Here is a 15894-nt window from a genome sequence, read left to right as displayed (position 1 = left end):
CGGCGGCGGCCGCGCGCCCGGCTTACTACCCCCCGCCGGGGGGGGGGGGGGGCGGGGGGGGGCGCGCCCCCCCCGCCGCCCCCGGCGGGGGGGGGCGGCCCCCCCCCGCGCACCCGCCCCCCGGGAATTCGCCGGAACGAGGGACTCCGGCCCTTACGGGTCAGGACTGCTTCGGCGCCGCCTGCTGCACGACCTCGAACGACCACACCGTCGAACCGGACGCCGCCGGGCGGGGACGCTCGCCGCCCGCCGCGCCCTGGGCTCCGCCCTGGTGAGCGGCCTTCATCGGCCCCTCCATCCACGCCTGGAAGTCCTCCTCGGAACGCCACCGCGTGTAGACGAGGTAGTCGTCGGTCCCCTCCAGCGGGCGCAGCAGCTCGAACCACTCGAACCCGTCCGAGTTCTCCACGGTCCCCGCCCGCGAGGCGAAACGCTGCTCCAGCACCTCCCGCTGCTCGACGGGGACGGTGAGGACGTTGATCTTTACCACGCTCGGCATGGGACACCTTTCGGAGAACACGGGCCGGGTCCGTACCCGCCGCCCTACGCGCAGTCTCCTACACCGGCCGGCCGGAGCACCGGGAAGCCCTGGAACTCCAGAGCCCCCGGAACCTCCAGGCCCCCCCGGAACTGTCACCTCGGCCGGAACCTCCGGGCCGCGCCCGCGCCCGTCCGGGCCCGCCCGCCACCGGCCCCGCCCCCCCCGGCGGACCCGGGGCCGCCACCGGACCGGGACGGTCCGCCGCAGGTGGGCGGGGGTGCGAGGGGGCGCGAGGAGGCCGTCGCCCGTGCGATGTCCGGGCCCGCGATCCCCGGTATCGCGCGGAGGATATCGTCTCTCCGGGTAACGAAGCGCGGCAGCCAGGCGAAGTCGGGGTTGCGGTCAACAGGGCGGGAGGCCGGCGAGGCGTGGCGAACGCGGCGGAGCACAGTGGTGCGAACGGACATGCCGGGGTCATAGGCGGTAGCGGCGGGCTGGGGGCCGCGCGCCTCCTGCTGTGGGCGCTGGCGGGGGTGCTCGCCGTCAGGCAGGCGGCCGTCGTGCTGCGCGTGCCACCGGGCGAGTGGCTCAGCGGCCTCCGGCTCCCCGGCACCCCGGGCACCCTGCCCGGCGCGCTCTACGGGGCGGGTCACGAGGCGGGCCAGTTCGACGGCACCCCCTTCGGCGGGCTGGTCCTCAAGCCCCTGGTCGGCCTCGCCGCCCCGTCCCTGGAGGTCGCCTGGACCTGCGTGACGCTGCTGTGCGTCGCCGCCGTCGGGCTCGTCGCCGCGCGCGCCCTGCCCGACCCCGTGCCCCGGCGCACCGCGCTGCTCGCCGCGCCCGTACTGGTCGCCCTGATGATGGTCTCGCTGCCCGTCCGCGAGGCCGCCGCACCGGGGCAGAGCGCCGTCCTGCCCGTCCTGCTGGTGCTCCTGGCCGTCTTCCGGGTGGCCGGGGAACGGCCCGCCGGCTTCCTCGTCGGGCTCGCCGCGGCCCTCCAGCCCGGGCTGCTGCTCTTCGTCCCGCTGCTGTGGCTGACCGGGCGCCGCCCCACCGCGCGGACCGCCGCCCTGACCTTCGCCGGAGCCACCGTCCTCTCCTGGGCGGCCCTGCCGCGCGACTCCTGGACGTACTGGGTCCAGCACCTGGCCGGCACCGGCCTCGGCGGGGCACCCGACAGCCTCGCCAACCAGTCGGTGCACGGCGCCCTGCTCCGCTTCGGCCTGAGCGGGCCCGCCGAGATCGCCCTCGCGCTGGCCCTCGCGGCCGGGATCGGCTGGATCGGCCTGCGCCGCGCGGTCCGCTACGCCCGGGACGGACAGCTCCTGCTCGCCGTCGCCGTCACCGGCTGCGTGGCCGTCGCCGTCTCCCCGGCCGGCTGGCGCCACCAGCTGCTGTGGGTGCTGCTCGCCGTCGCCGGGAAGGTCGGCAAGCGGGCCGCCGACCGGCCCGTGTGGCCGGTTGCCGTGGTCCTCGCGATGACCCTGCCGAGCGCGGTGCTGCTGCCGAACCTGGCCGCGCTGGCCCCCGTACGCGACAACGTCCCGCTGCTCGCCGCGCTGGCCGCCGCCTGCGCCGTGCCGTTCCTGGCGCGCTCCTCCCCGTACTGGCGCGAGCCGGTGCCGACCGCCTACGGCAGACCCGCGCCCGCCCGGTGGGCGCGGGTGCCGCTGCTGCCGTTCTGGCGGCGGGTGCTGTCGCGGCCCAACCTGCTGCTGGAGCTGCTGCTGATACGGGTCGGCTACTCGCTCTACTCGCACATCCGGGCCGCGGCCCCCACCAGCCGCAGCCTCGCCGAGGGCCACGCCGACCAGATCCACGGCATCGAGCGGGTGCTCGGCATCGACATCGAGTACGCCGTGAACCACGCCGTGGTGGCCAGACCCTGGCTGGAGGCGTTCTTCAACTTCTACTACACCTCCTTCCACTTCGTGGTCCCGCTCACGATCCTGGCCGTCCTGTACTGGCGCCGCCCCGGCGACTACCGCTGGGCCCGGGCCTCCCTCGGCCTGGCCACCGTCCTCGCGCTCATCGGTTTCTGGCTCTACCCGCTGGCCCCGCCGCGCCTGATGCCCGGCCTCGGCTTCGTCGACACCGTCCACGGGGTGCAGGACCTGGCCAATCCGCAGTACGGGGCCATGACCGCGATCTCCAACCAGTACGCGGCGATGCCCTCGCTGCACTTCGGCTGGTCGCTGTGGTGCGGGATCGTGGTCGTCGTGCTCGCCCCGAAGGGCTGGCAGAAGCTCCTCGGGGCGCTGCACCCGCTGATCACGGTCTGCGCGATCGTGGCCACCGCCAACCACTGGGTGCTCGACGCCGTGGGCGGCGCCGCCGTCGTGGCCGCCGGGTTCGCCCTGGTGTACGTCCTGTCCGGGCCCCGGGGCGCGGCGACCGCGCCGGCCGGGGTGGCGGTGCCCCGGCCCAGGGTGCCGGAGGCGGCCGTCGCGCGCAGCCGCGGCTGAGGCGGACGGCCAGGGGGGCGGGGCCCCGCCCCGGACCCGGTCACTGGGCCGCCGGGGTCAGTCGTGGCTGACCCGGAGTTCCTTGATGCCGTTGAGCCAGGACGCGCGCAGCCGGCGCGGGCCGTCGCCCGCCAGCCGCAGGCCGGGCAGGGTGTCGGCGAGCGCGTTGAAGATCAGGTCGATCTCCATGACGGCCAGGGACCTGCCCAGGCAGAAGTGCGGGCCGCCGCCCCCGAACCCCAGGTGCGGGTTGGGGTCGCGGGTGATGTCGAACCGCTCCGGGTCCTCGAAGACCTCCGGGTCGTGGTTGGCGGAGGAGTAGAACATGCCCACCCGGTCGCCCGCGGAGATCTTCTGCCCGCCCAGCTCGGTGTCCCGGGTGGCGGTGCGCTGGAAGGAGACCACCGGGGTGGCCCAGCGCACGATCTCCTCCGCCGCCGTCGCCGGACGCGTCCGCTTGTACAGCTCCCACTGGCCGGGGTGGGTCAGGAAGGCGTGCATGCCGTGGCTGATGGCGTTGCGGGTGGTCTCGTTGCCCGCTACCGCCAGCAGCAGGACGAAGAAGCCGAACTCGTCGGAGCTCAGGTTGCCCTGGTCCTCCGCCGCCACCAGCTGCGTCACGATGTCCCGGGCCGGGCACCGCTTGCGCTCGGCGGACATGTTCATGGCGTAGCCGAGGAGTTCCATCGCCGCCTGGAGCCCGGCCTCCTGCGTGACCGCGTACTCCGGGTCGTCGTAGGCGATCATCTTGTTCGACCAGTCGAAGATCCGGAGCCGGTCCTCCTGCGGGACGCCTATCAGCTCGGCGATGGCCTGGAGCGGCAGTTCGCACGCCACCCGCGTGACGAAGTCGAAGTCGCCGTCCGCCGAAGCCGCGAGGGCCCCGGCGACGATCGCGCGGGCCCGGTCGCGCAGGGCCGCCTCCAGCCCGCGGACGGCGCGCGGGGTGAAACCGCGCTGCACGATCTGGCGTACGCGGGTGTGCTCCGGCGCGTCCATGTTCAGCATGATCAGGCGCTGGGCGTCGATCTGTTCGCGCCGGATGTGCTCGTTGAAGCGGATGACGGCCGTGTTGAGGCCGGAGGAGAAGAGCTCCGGGTGCGTGGAGACGTACTTGACGTCGGCGTGCCGGGTCACGGCCCAGTAGCCCTCGTCGTCGAAGCCGGTGACGCCCCGCCGCTGCGGGCACCACCACACGGGGGCGGTCTGCCGGAGCATGGCGAACTCCGGGTACGGGACGCGGTCCTGGAGCAGGTCGGGGTCGGTGGCGTCGAATCCTTCGGGCAGCGCGGGACAGGGCATCGGGCGGCTCCAGGGTCTGACATCCCATCAGAAACTGACTCGAAGGTAGTAACGAGTTCCAGAGGTGACAAGGGCCGTGGCGCCCCCTGTTCCGTGGGGAAACCGTGCAGGGGGCGTGCAGGGCCCTTGCGCGGCGGGCCCCCGGGTCATAAGACTGCGGGGGGAACTAGAACGCGTACTAGTGCTGTGGGCCGGAAGGCTCGCCTGGTGAGCCCGCCGCTCGGCGCCGTGCAGGAGAGGACGAGCTCATGGCCGCGGAACCCGTCATCGTCGAAGCCGTACGCACCCCCATCGGCAAGCGCGGGGGCGCGCTCGCGAACCTCCATCCCGCCTACCTGCTCGGCGAGACGTACCGCGAACTCCTCGCCCGGACCGCGATCCAGCCCGACTGCGTCGAACAGATCGTCGGCGGCACCGTCACCCACGCCGGCGAACAGTCGATGAACCCCGCCCGCACCGCCTGGCTGGCCATGGGCCTGCCCTACGAGACCGCCGCGACGACGGTGGACTGTCAGTGCGGCAGCTCCCAGCAGGCCAACCACATGACCGCCAACATGATCTCCGCCGGTGTCATCGACATCGGCATCGCCTGCGGCGTCGAGTCCATGAGCCGGGTGCCGCTGGGCTCCGGCTCCAAGGCGGGCCCCGGCAAGCCCTTCCCGGACGAGTGGAACGTGGACCTGCCCAACCAGTTCGAGGCCGCCGAGCGGATCGCCCGCCGCCGGGGCCTGACCCGCGCGGACGTGGACGCGCTCGGGCTGCTCTCCCAGGAACGGGCCGCCGCCGCCTGGGCCGAGGAACGGTTCAAGCGCGAGACCTTCGCCGTCCAGGTCCCCACCACCGAGGAGGAACAGGCGGCGGGCCAGGGCATGTGGCGCCTGGTCGACCGGGACGAGGGACCGCGCGACACCTCGGCGGAGGCACTGGCCCGGCTCAAGCCGGTCATGCCGACCGCCGTGCACACCGCCGGGAACTCCTCGCAGATCTCCGACGGGGCCGCCGCCGTGATGTGGGCCTCGCGCAGGACGGCCCGCGCGCTGAAACTACGGCCGCGCGCCCGGATCGTCGCCCAGGCCCTCGTCGGCGCCGACCCCCACTACCACCTGGACGGGCCCGTCGACGCGACGCGGGCCGTGCTCGGCCGGGCCGGGATGACGCTCGGGGACATCGACCTGGTCGAGATCAACGAGGCGTTCGCCTCCGTCGTCCTCAGCTGGGCCCAGGTCTTCGGCCAGGACCTGGAGAAGGTCAACGTCAACGGCGGGGCCATCGCGCTGGGCCATCCGGTCGGCGCCTCCGGCGCCCGGCTGATCACCACCGCGCTGCACGAGCTGGAGCGCCGCGACAAGGAATTCGCCCTGATCACCATGTGCGCGGGCGGCGCGCAGGCGACCGGGACGATCATCCAGCGGCTGTAGGGCGCGGATACGCCCGCGCCCCGCGCCCGGCGCGCGGACGCGCGGCACCGGACCCCCTGGGAGGGGAACGCCGAAGGCCCCGGGGCCTGGCCTGGGGAGGCCGGCCACCGGGGCCTTCGCACGTTCGCACGTTCCGGACGTTCGCGTGTTCCGGACGCTCGGGTGCCGCTTCGCGGCTCACGGCGTCACGGCTCACGGCGTCAGCGCCGCGCTGTGGAGTCCGCTGCCACTGGTGGATCAGTACCAGTGGTGGGTCTGCCAGAAGTTCCAGGCGGCGACGGGGCTGCCGTAGCGGTCGTTCATGTAGTCCAGGCCCCACTTGATCTGGGTGGCCGGGTTGGTCTTCCAGTCCGAGCCCGCCGTGGACATCTTCGTGGCCGGCATGGCCTGGACCAGGCCGTACGCGCCCGAAGCGGAGTTCATGGCGGTGTGGTTCCAGCCGCTCTCGCGGGTGACGATGTTGTCGAACGCGGCGAACTGGGCCGGGTCCTTGATCATCTGCTGGGCGATCGTCTTGGCGCTCGTCGGCGCCGCCTGCGCGGGAACCGCCGCGAGCAGGGAACCGGCGACGCCCAGGGCGAGGACGGTGCCCGCGAGGGACTTCTTGGAAGTGGCGATGCGGCGGATGACGGCGTTGGACACGGAATTCCTTCCGTAGGGAACAAGGGCGGTCGCCACATGCCGGGGGCAGGTGTGAGCCACTCACGCCAGGGAGAGGGGTTCGTCGGCGGGGAGCGGGAAAGCCCCTGCCGCCTTGCGACTCATCCAGTTCTACCGATGCCCCGGCGCCCTGGCAAAGGCCCCTCTTACTAGTGGCCCTCGCAGCCGGGCACCTCCCGGCCCCCTCCCCGGCCACCCCGGCCCGGGAGGGTTCCGCGCAGGTGGGAGGTGGCCGCGCGGGGGTGGCGAAGGGGCTCCCGGGGAGTACTAGCCAGGGTCGTATGTGACGTGGGTCCTATGGGGCGTGTCACCGCCCGGCGCCCCGGATGTCACCGTCCGCGACCGGACATACCCCTTTCGAGGTGGCGGTCGGCCCCGCCCACGGCCTCCGGATCGAAGGAAACGGGCGCGTCGAAGGCCGCTTTGCGAGTCGCCCGCCGCAGCGCCTTCAGCACCGTCGCCCCCAGCGTGAGGGTCAGGACGACGGTCAGCACGGCCCGGCCCAGGTCCCAGCCCACCGAGGTCGCCAGGCAGTACGCGAGGAAACGCGCCAGGTTCGCGCCCACCGGGTCCCCCGGGTGGAAGGAGATGCCCTGGCCCATGCCCTGGAGGATCACCCAGCCCTGCAGGTTCATGACCGTGCCGTACGCGAACGAGCCCACGAACCCGTACGCCGCCAGCATCAGCAGCTCCGCCCGGCCCCGGAGCCGGTCCGGACCGGGCAGCAGACCGGCGCCCAGCGAGAACCAGCCCAGGGCCAGCATCTGGAACGGCATCCACGGCCCGACCCCACCGGTCAGCAGCGCGGACGCGAACATCGTGACCGAGCCGAGGACGAAACCGAAGCCGGGGCCCAGCACCCGGCCGCTGAGCACCATCAGGAAGAACATGGGTTCCAGGCCGGCCGTGCCCGCGCCCAGGGGCCGCAGCGCCGCCCCCACGGCGGCCAGCACCCCGAGCATCGCCACCGCCTTGGCGTCCATCCCCTGGTCGGCGATGGTCGCGACGACGACGGCGACGAGCAGCGGCAGGAGCGCGGCGAAGAGCCAGGGGGCGTCCTGGGAGTGGGCCAGGCCCGACTGCCGGTCGGCGAGCAGCGGCCAGCCGAAGGCCGCGACGCCGATGAGGGTGACGAGGACCAGGGCGGCCCCCGCTCGGGGGCCGATCCGCACGGGACGGGACACGACGCGGCTCATGCGCTCCCCGCCCCCGCCCCCGTCGCCCCGGTCCCGGTACTGGTTCCGGTCCCGGCCGCTGTCCCGGTCCCGGCTCCGGTCCCGGTTTCCGGGGCGGCCAGCGCGCGGGAGACCTGGGTGACCGTGAGCCAGCGGCCCGGGGCCAGCACCTTCGCCACCTGCGGTGCGAAGGCGGGCGAGGAGACGACGACCTCGGCGGTCGGGCCGTCCGCGACGATCTCGCCCCCGGCCAGGATCACCACCCGGTGGGCCAGCTCGGCGGCGAGCTCCACGTCGTGCGTGGCCAGGACGATCGCGTGGCCGTCCGCCGCCAGCGCCCGCAGGATCTCGACCAGCCGGGCCTTGGCCGCGTAGTCCAGGCCCCGCGTCGGCTCGTCGAGCAGCAGCAGGGCGGGCCGTCCGGTGAGCACCAGGGCCAGGGCGAGGGCCAGGCGCTGGCCCTCGGACAGGTCCCGGGGGTGCGTGCCGTCGGGGACCCCGGGCAGCAGGGCGCCGACCAGGTCCCGGCAGGTGCCGGGGGCCGCGCCCGCGTCGGCGTCGGCCGCCGCGCACTCGGCGCCCACGGTGTCGGCGTAGAGGAGGTCGCGGGGTTCCTGCGGGACGAGGCCGACGCGGCGGACCATCTCCGGCGGCGGGGTGCGGTGCGGGACCCTGCCGCCGACCGTGACGGAACCCGAGGCGGGTTCCACCGTGCCGACCAGGGCGGCGAGGAGGGTGGACTTCCCGGCGCCGTTGCGGCCCATGAGGGCGACGGTCTCGCCGGGGGCCACGGTGAGGCCGATGCCGCGCAGGACCTCCGCCCGGCCACGCCGGACACCCAGGCCGGTGACCTGGGCCACGTACGCGCCGGACACCGGTCCGCCGGGCGCGGTCGCGGTCGCGGTCGCGGTCGCGGGAGCGGTCGCGGGAGCGGGGTCGGCCGTGCGGGCCTCACGGGCCTTGCGGCCGAGCAGGCGGGCCAGGAAGCCGGGGGCCGGTGCCGTGGCCGGGGCGGGTGGGGATGCCGGTGCGGCGCCGTTGCCGGGGGCGCCGCCCCCGGACCCCCGCGCCTCAAACGCCGGCGGGGCTGGAACGGGCGGGGTTGCAGGGGGGTGCGGCGGGGCTGGAACGGGCGGGGTTGCAGGGGGGTGCGGCGGGGCTGGAACGGGCGGCTCCGCCGCCGTGAGGCGGGCGCGCAGTGGCGCGGCCAGGCGGCGGGCGTCACGGACCGACAGCGGCAGCGGGGACCAGCCGGCCAGCCGCCCCAGGGAGACCACCGGCGGGTGGACGGGCGAGACGGCCATGATCTCCGCCGGGGTACCGAGCACCGGGGCCGCGCCCGGCGCGGGCAGCAGCAGCACCCGGTCGGCGTACTGGACCACCCGCTCCAGGCGGTGCTCCGCCATCAGCACGGTCGTGCCCAGGTCGTGGACCAGGCGCTGGAGGACGGCGAGGACCTCCTCCGCCGCCGCCGGGTCCAGCGCGGACGTCGGCTCGTCCAGCACCAGCACCCTCGGGTGCGGGGTCAGCACCGAGCCGATCGCGACCCGCTGCCGCTGCCCGCCCGAGAGCGTGGCGATGGGCCGGTCGCGCAGCTCGTTCAGGCCGAGCAGATCGAGGGTCTCCTCGACCCGGCGGCGCATCACGGCGGGTGCCAGGCCCAGCGACTCCATGCCGTAGGCGAGCTCGTCCTCCACCACGTCCGTCACGAAATGGGCCAACGGGTCCTGCCCGACCGTGCCCACCACGTCCGCCAGCTCGCGCGGCCGGTGCGTACGGGTGTCCCGGCCCGCCACGGTCACCCGTCCGCGCAGCGTGCCGCCCGTGAAGTGCGGCACCAGGCCCGAGACGGTCCCCAGCAGGGTCGACTTCCCGACCCCCGACGGGCCGACCACCAACGTCAGCTCGCCCTCCGGGACCACCAGGTCCACGCCGGACAGCGAAGGACCGGCCGCGCCGTCGTAGGCGACCGACACCTGTTCGAAGCGGATCACTGCGACGCCTCCTCGGGCGGTACGGGGGCCACGAAGGCGGGGAGCAGACCGATCAGGACGGCCGCCGCGGGCCACAGCGGGAACGCGGGAGCGGTCAGCGGGACCACGCCCGGCAGCAGCCCGCCGGGGTCCACGGAGGCGGCGTGGATCATCAGGGCGGCGACGGCCGCGCCCGAACCGGAGACCAGCCAGGCCCGCGGGCCCCACCGGTCGGGCCGGTAGCGGGTCCGCACCGACCGGCGCCCGCCCAGCCAGAGCCCGGCCAGGGCCAGGCCGAGACCGAGGAGGAGCACCGGCAGCCCGTACCCGGCGCCCTCGGCGGCGAGCAGCCCGTACGTGCCCGCGCACACGCCGAGCAGACCGCCGAGGGTGAGGGCGCTGGTGGTGTGCCGGACGGCGGGCGGGACCCGCGCGGTCCGGCCGTAGCCGCGCGCGTCCATCGAGGCGGCGACGGCGACGGACCGCTCCAGCGCGCCCTCCAGCACGGGCAGGCCGATCTGGAGGATCGCCTTCACCCCGCCGGTCGGCCGCCCCCGCAGCCTGCGGGCGCCACGGAGCCGGACCACGTCCGCGACCATGTTCGGCGCGAAGGTCATGGCGACGACGACGGCCACCCCCGCCTCGTAGAGGGCCGCCGGGAGCGACTTGAGCAGCCGGGCCGGGTTGGCGAGGGCGTTCGCGGCGCCGACACAGATGAGCAGGGCGGCCAGCTTGGCGCCGTCGTAGAAGGCGAAGACCAGCTGCTCGGCGGTGACCCGGCCACCGAAGCGGATGCCCTGCGCCCAGGCGGGCAACGGGACCTCGGGGAGGGTGAACAGGACGTGCGAGCCGGGCAGCGGGGAGCCCAGCAGCACGGAGAAGACCAGGCGCAGGCCGATGACGACGAGCCCGAGCTTGACGAAGGCCCCGTAGGAGCGGGCCCAGGGGGCGTCGGTGCGGCGGGCCGCGACCACGTACCCCGCGACGCCGACGATCAGGCCGAGGAGCAGCGGGTTGGTGGTGCGGGAGGCGGCGGTGGCCAGCCCGAGGGCCCAGAGCCACCACGCCCCCGCGTGCAGGGCGTTGCCCCGGGTCGCCTCCGGCGGGGTGCGCGGGAGGAGGGACCGCCGGGCCCCGGCCCGGGACCCGCGGCCCGGGGCGGGGGCGGTCGCGTCGGGGGCCGGGCGCGGGTGCGGGTGCGTGCCGGTGGCGGGTGCCGGGGGCCGGGTGTCCGGCCGGGCGGGGTCCGTCATCGGGTGCGTCGGCGCCGGGACTGCCGGACACCGGCCGCGGCCAGGACGGCCACCGCCGCGATCCCGGCGAGCAGGCCCGCCGAGGGGCCGCCGCCGTTCCCGCCGTTCTCCCCGGCCGCCGCAGGGGCGGCGGTCGCGGTCGGCCCGGTCGCGGTCGGCCGGGCCGGGGTGGGTGGGGCCGGGGCGTCCGCGACCTGCTCGCCGCAGCCCCGCTCCGGGTAGCCCGACACCGCGCAGAGCATCGCCGCGCTGTTGTAACGCAGCGGCTTGGCCACCGCCGCCAGCGCCTCGGCCGCCGTCGCGTCCGGCGCCACCACGGCGCAGGCCGTCCGCGGAGCCTCCTGCGGCGGGCTCTCGCCCGCGGCGGCGTCCGCCGGGAGACCGAAGTCGACGACCAGCGCGACCCGCTTGCGGCCCGGCTCCGGGGCGGTGGCCGCGCAGACGGCGTCGAAGTCGGCGTCGGCGCGCGGCCGGGCCGCCGCGTCCACCGCGTCCACCGCGTCCACCGCGTCCACCGCGTCCACCGCGTCCACCGCGTCCGCTGTGTCCGCCGTGGTTCTGCTCACCGAGAACCGGAACCCATGGACGGTGCCGTCCGCCGGGCGCGCCGACGAGGGGCCCTGGGTGGCGTACGACCACCGGCCGCCCGCGCCGTCCCAGAACGACCAGTAGCGGTACCCCGCCGCCAGGGCCGGGGCGGCGGAGAGCAGGGCCAGGGCGAAGCCGAGCGCGAGGGCCAGGGACAGGGCCAGGGCGGGCGGACGGCGGCGCATCAGAGCTGGTTCTTCTTCCGGCGCCCGCTCAGCAGGATGCCGATGCCCGTACCGGCCGCGGCGCCCGCGCCGATGATCCACCAGACGGTGCCGTTGCCGGAGTCCCCGCCCTTGTCCCCGTCCTTGTCCTTGTCCTGCTGCTCCGCGGGCTTCGCCGCGGAGTCCTTCGTACCGGTTCCGGCGGCCTGCGGGGCCGGGCCCGTCGCGTTCAGCGCGGCGACCAGGTCGGTGGAGCCGAAGGACTTCGGGTCGGTGCCGGTGGCGTGCGCGGCGAGGACCAGCGTGCCCAGCGCCGCCGGGCTGCCCTCGGCCCACTCGGCGGAGTGGGCCTTCAGCCACTGGAGCGCGCCCTCGGCGGCCTGCCGGTGGCCGCCCGCCGCCAGGGCGATCACCGCGTCGGCGGTGTTGGCGTAGTCCGGGGCGACCTGGTCCGAGCCCGGGGTCGCCACCGTGAAGTGGCCGTCCTTCTTCAGGGCCTCCGCCAGATGGCCGGCCGAACCCCGCGCCGCGCCCGCCAGGTCCTTCGCTCCGGCCGGGCACTCCGGCGCCGGGGCCGGGGTGTCGGCGGCGGCCGGGGCGACGACCGCGCCCTTGCCGAGCACGGCCAGCGTCGCGGCGGCCGTCGCGTCGGCGTTGGCGAAGCGCTTGCCGTCCTTGACCTCGTACGCGAAGGCGCCCCGGTCGGCGGCGGGCTCGGCGTCGCAGCCCAGCTGGAAGGGGAGCAGCGCGTCGTAGCCGGAGCGGCCCGTCCCCGACGTCACGTCGGCGGGGGACGCGCCCGCCACGCCCAGCGTGCTGAGGACGAGCGAGGTGGAGCTGGACTCGGAGGGCGAGCCGGGGACGTAGCTCCAGCCGCCGTCCTCGTTCTGCACGGACTTCAGCCAGTCCACGGCCTTGGTGACGGTCGCCTCCCGGCCGCCCAGCGCCGTCAGCGCCTGCACGGCCATCGCGGTGGCGTTCGAGTCGAGCATCGTCGTCGCGTCGCAGGGCTTGGCGGTGTCGGCGCGGAAGGAGGAGAAGGCGCCGTTCGCGCACTGCTGGCCGACGAGCCAGTCGACGGCCTGCGCGGCGGGCACCACGCCGACCGTGTCCTGGGCGAGCAGCGCGAAGGACTGGCGCCAGACACCGTCGTAGGACGGGTCGGCCGTGCCGTACAGCCCGGCAGGGACGACGGGGGGCGCGGAGGGGGCGGGCGGCGCGGTGGTGGCGAGGGCTGCGGGGGCGGCGCCCGCGCAGAGCACGGCGGAGGCGGCGAGCGCGGCGGCGCTGCGTCGGACGTTCATGGGGGCGGGTGCCTCTCGTACCGGGGAACGGGAGACAGGCACGCGCAGGCACCGGGCTCCGGCTCCGTTTACCTCGACGGTGCCGGCCGCCGGAGGGACCGGCGGCGCGAGCCGCGCACTCCACCACAGGGCATTCCGGCTCCCCGTCCCGGCGAGGCCGGAAGTGGGTCACGGTTGCGGGTCAGCGCCGGAATTGCACCGGCTTCCCCCTGTACGGAAGTGTGAACGACCTCCTCACTGTACCGGTACACGGCACAGGCGTCGGGTGGCGCCGGAGCGGGACGCCCCTTACCGCCACCACGCCCGCGACCTTCCACCGCCGCCCCGCGCCCGCCCCCGGGCCGCCCGGGCCGGGCGGGGACGCGTTCCGCTTGCCCTGCCGCACGGGGTTCGCGCGGGACCCGGTACGGCACCCCGCGACGCATCTGACTACTGCTCAGATGTTTTCGGACGGGCCCCGTACCGGCCGTGGACTCCTCCTGCGGGAACTGGTATCAGTGCGGGGACGCCAAGCCGCAGGAGGCAGCAGCCATGACCGAGCTCGTGGAACACGGACACCTGTTCATCGGCGGGCAGTGGGTGGAGCCGCTGGGCACCGGCACGATCGAGGTCGTCTCCCCCCACACCGAGCAGGTCATCGGCCGCGTCCCGCACGCCTCGCAGGCGGACGTGGACCGGGCGGTGCGGGCCGCGCGCGAGGCGTTCGACGAGGGCCCGTGGCCCCGGACGGGCCTGGAGGAGCGGATCGCCGTCGTCTCCCGGATCAAGGACGCCTTCGCCGTCCGGCACGAGGAGATCGCCCGCTCGATCAGCTCCCAGAACGGCTCCCCGTACTCCTGGAGCGTCCTCGCCCAGGCGCTCGGCCCGATGATGGTCTACGACGCGGCCGTCACCGTCGCCCGCGCCCACTCCTACGAGGAACACCGGCAGGGGGCGCTCGGGCCGATCCTCGTACGCCGCGAACCGGTGGGTGTCGTCGCGGCCGTCATCCCCTGGAACGTGCCGCAGTTCGTGGCCGCCGCCAAACTCGCGCCCGCGCTGCTGACGGGGTCGACGGTGATCCTCAAACCGTCCCCCGAATCGCCGCTCGACTCCTACCTCCTCGCCGACATCGCGCGGGAGGCCGGGCTGCCGCCGGGCGTGCTGTCGGTGCTGCCCGCCGGCCCCGAGGTCAGTGAGTACCTGGTCGCACACCCCGGCATCGACAAGGTCGCCTTCACCGGCTCGGTCGCGGCGGGCCGCCGCGTGATGGAGGTCGCCGCGCGCAACCTGACCCGGGTCACCCTGGAACTCGGCGGCAAGTCGGCGGCCGTGATCCTGCCGGACGCCGACCTGGAGAGCGCCGTCGCCGGGATCGCGCCGGCGGCCTGGATGAACAACGGTCAGGCGTGCGTGGCCCAGACCCGGGTCCTCGCCCCGCGCGGCCGGTACGAGGAGGTGGCCGCCGCGCTCGCCGCCGCCGCCGGGGCGCTGGTCGTCGGCGACCCGCTGGACCCGGCGACCCAGCTCGGCCCGCTGGTCACCGAGCGGCAGCGGCGAAGGTCGCTGGAGTACATCCGGATCGGCCAGGAGGAGGGCGCCAAGCTCCTCACCGGCGGCGGCCGCCCGGCGGGGCTGGACCGGGGCTGGTACGTCGAGCCGACGCTCTTCGGCGACGTGGACAACGCGATGCGGATCGCCCGGGAGGAGATCTTCGGCCCGGTGGTCTGCCTGATCCCGTACGAGGACGAGGCCCAGGCCGCGCGGATCGCGGACGACTCGGAGTTCGGGCTGAGCGGCAGCGTCTGGACCGGGGACGTGGAGCGCGGCATCGACTTCGCCCGGCGGATACGCACCGGCACCTTCAACGTGAACACCTTCAGCCTGGACATGCTGGGCCCCTTCGGCGGCCGCAAGAACAGCGGCCTGGGCCGGGAGTTCGGGCCGGAGGGGCTCGACGCGTACCTGGAGCCCCAGATGATCCACCTGCCGGCGGGGTACCTGCCGCCCGGGGCGCGGGCGTAGTGGGCGCGGACCAGACGGGCACGGACCAGACGGGCACGGAGGCGGCCGGGACGGGCGAGCGCTGGCGGGTCGCGGTGGACCGCGGGATCTGCGTCGGCTCGGGCATGTGCGTGCACCACGCCCCGGAGGACTTCACCCTGGACACGGCCCGCCAGGCCCGCCCCCGCACCCCCGAGACGCGGCCGAACGCCCCGGTCCTGCGGGCGGCGGAGGGCTGCCCGGTGGAGGCCATCTCCCTCACCCTCATCCCGACGGGCACCCCGGTCTTCCCCCCGGCCGACTGACCGGACCACCACGCGGCGCCGGGGCCGGGCCGGGCGCGCGGCGACTCAGGCGGGGGAGGGGACGGGGTCGGTGCGCTGCTGGTCCAGGGCTCGGCGCAGGGCTACGGGGTCGGTGAGCGTCTCGTCGTCGGGCAGCTCGCACCACCCGCCGGTGTGGCCGTCCGAACCGTTCGGGTCGGGTGCGACGAGCCACGATCCGACGGCGAGCACCTTCACCGGCAGTCCCGACCAGCTCGCGCTGCTGTCGACGGGTACGGCGAAGTACAGGCGCTCGCTGAGCCGGTCGTGCAGGACCGGCCCGAGGTCGGCCTGGGCCGCACGCAGATGGGCGAGGGCGAGGAACCCCGCCTCGGCCCGCATGCGCACGACGTCCCATTCCTCGCCGACCGGCAGGAGGCGCAGCCCCGGAAACCTCTCGACGGGGGACGCGCGCCGCAGCGCCTGGCGCAGGGACATCACACCCCTCCCCGCTGCCGTACGGCAGGGCGGGCCCCCACGGGGTGCTCCCGCTCCACGACGAAGGGGCCGTCGGCCCCACGGTGTTCCGCGATGAATTCCATGGGGACGAGCGTTCCGTTCGCCGAACGGCCCCGAAATGACCGACTGTTGCACTTGCGTTGCACTTCCCGCCCGCAGCCTGTGCCCGGCGTGCTTCGATACGTGGCGGAGGGAGGCAGCCCGTGGTCAGTGTGCAGCTGTGGACCGGCCGGGAAGCGAAGGCCCTGCGCTCGGCGCTCCGGATGAGCACCCGCGCGTTCGCGGAGCATCTGGGCGTCGCACTGCGGACGGTGGCCAAGTGGGAGAAGCACGGTGAGGCCACCCG

At 75.3% G+C, this 15894-nt stretch carries 13 protein-coding genes and 1 riboswitch; of the genes, 4 read left to right on the top strand and 9 right to left on the bottom strand.

Annotated elements, in window-relative coordinates:
- Positions 1-160: 160 nt before the first annotated feature.
- Complete coding sequence (locus ACIA5F_RS08790; protein ID WP_399350652.1) at positions 161-499, bottom strand: antibiotic biosynthesis monooxygenase family protein; 339 nt, start codon at positions 497-499, stop codon at positions 161-163.
- Between the two features lie 410 nt (positions 500-909).
- On the opposite strand from ACIA5F_RS08790, the gene ACIA5F_RS08785 reads away from it, so the two are divergent.
- A complete protein-coding gene (locus tag ACIA5F_RS08785) occupies positions 910-2946 on the top strand; it encodes a bifunctional glycosyltransferase 87/phosphatase PAP2 family protein (protein ID WP_399350650.1) in 2037 nt (678 codons plus the stop codon).
- A 57-nt stretch (positions 2947-3003) separates the two neighbouring features.
- Here the strand turns inward: ACIA5F_RS08785 and ACIA5F_RS08780 are convergent, their stop codons facing one another.
- Positions 3004-4248, bottom strand: a complete 1245-nt coding sequence (locus ACIA5F_RS08780; protein WP_399350648.1) for a cytochrome P450 — start codon at positions 4246-4248, stop codon at positions 3004-3006.
- 248 nt (positions 4249-4496) lie between these two features.
- On the opposite strand from ACIA5F_RS08780, the gene ACIA5F_RS08775 reads away from it, so the two are divergent.
- Positions 4497-5666, top strand: a complete 1170-nt coding sequence (locus ACIA5F_RS08775; protein ID WP_399350646.1) for a steroid 3-ketoacyl-CoA thiolase — start codon at positions 4497-4499, stop codon at positions 5664-5666.
- 237 nt (positions 5667-5903) lie between these two features.
- Here ACIA5F_RS08775 and ACIA5F_RS08770 read toward each other — a convergent pair whose 3' ends face one another.
- From ACIA5F_RS08770 to ACIA5F_RS08745, 6 genes are all read right to left on the bottom strand, one after another.
- Positions 5904-6308 carry a lytic transglycosylase domain-containing protein gene (locus tag ACIA5F_RS08770; RefSeq protein ID WP_399350644.1) on the bottom strand — a complete coding sequence of 135 codons (405 nt, stop codon included), beginning with the start codon at positions 6306-6308 and terminating at the stop codon, positions 5904-5906.
- Positions 6309-6655: 347 nt separating this feature from the next.
- Positions 6656-7522, bottom strand: a complete 867-nt coding sequence (locus ACIA5F_RS08765; protein WP_399350642.1) for an ECF transporter S component — start codon at positions 7520-7522, stop codon at positions 6656-6658.
- Entirely contained in the window at positions 7519-9495 is a 1977-nt protein-coding gene (locus ACIA5F_RS08760) for an ABC transporter ATP-binding protein (protein WP_399350640.1), read from the bottom strand. Before ACIA5F_RS08760 ends, ACIA5F_RS08765 begins: the two co-directional genes overlap by 4 nt.
- A complete protein-coding gene (locus ACIA5F_RS08755) occupies positions 9492-10727 on the bottom strand; it encodes an energy-coupling factor transporter transmembrane protein EcfT (RefSeq protein ID WP_399350638.1) in 1236 nt (411 codons plus the stop codon). Before ACIA5F_RS08755 ends, ACIA5F_RS08760 begins: the two co-directional genes overlap by 4 nt.
- A complete protein-coding gene (locus ACIA5F_RS08750; protein WP_399350636.1) occupies positions 10724-11500 on the bottom strand; it encodes an SCO2322 family protein in 777 nt (258 codons plus the stop codon). The genes ACIA5F_RS08755 and ACIA5F_RS08750 overlap by 4 nt, the downstream gene beginning before the upstream one ends.
- Positions 11500-12783 carry a prenyltransferase/squalene oxidase repeat-containing protein gene (locus ACIA5F_RS08745; RefSeq protein ID WP_399350634.1) on the bottom strand — a complete coding sequence of 428 codons (1284 nt, stop codon included), beginning with the start codon at positions 12781-12783 and terminating at the stop codon, positions 11500-11502. Before ACIA5F_RS08745 ends, ACIA5F_RS08750 begins: the two co-directional genes overlap by 1 nt.
- Before the next feature lie 128 nt (positions 12784-12911).
- Positions 12912-12994, bottom strand: a riboswitch (cobalamin riboswitch).
- A gap of 320 nt (positions 12995-13314) precedes the next feature.
- On the opposite strand from ACIA5F_RS08745, the gene ACIA5F_RS08740 reads away from it, so the two are divergent.
- Together ACIA5F_RS08740 and ACIA5F_RS08735 are read left to right on the top strand one after the other, a co-directional pair.
- Positions 13315-14787 (top strand): aldehyde dehydrogenase, encoded by a 1473-nt coding sequence (locus tag ACIA5F_RS08740; RefSeq protein WP_399350632.1) that lies wholly within the window; start codon positions 13315-13317, stop codon positions 14785-14787.
- Positions 14787-15071: a ferredoxin gene (locus tag ACIA5F_RS08735; RefSeq protein WP_399350630.1), complete on the top strand. Its 285-nt coding sequence runs from the start codon at positions 14787-14789 to the stop codon at positions 15069-15071. Before ACIA5F_RS08740 ends, ACIA5F_RS08735 begins: the two co-directional genes overlap by 1 nt.
- 45 nt (positions 15072-15116) lie before the next feature.
- On the opposite strand, the gene ACIA5F_RS08730 is transcribed toward ACIA5F_RS08735, so the two are convergent.
- Positions 15117-15527 carry a hypothetical protein gene (locus tag ACIA5F_RS08730; protein ID WP_399350628.1) on the bottom strand — a complete coding sequence of 137 codons (411 nt, stop codon included), beginning with the start codon at positions 15525-15527 and terminating at the stop codon, positions 15117-15119.
- Between the last annotated feature and the right edge of the window lie 367 nt (positions 15528-15894).

Source organism: Streptomyces sp. NPDC051567 (assembly GCF_044454165.1).
Lineage (GTDB): Bacteria > Actinomycetota > Actinomycetes > Streptomycetales > Streptomycetaceae > Streptomyces.
This window is presented reverse-complemented; position numbering and strand designations above follow the sequence as displayed.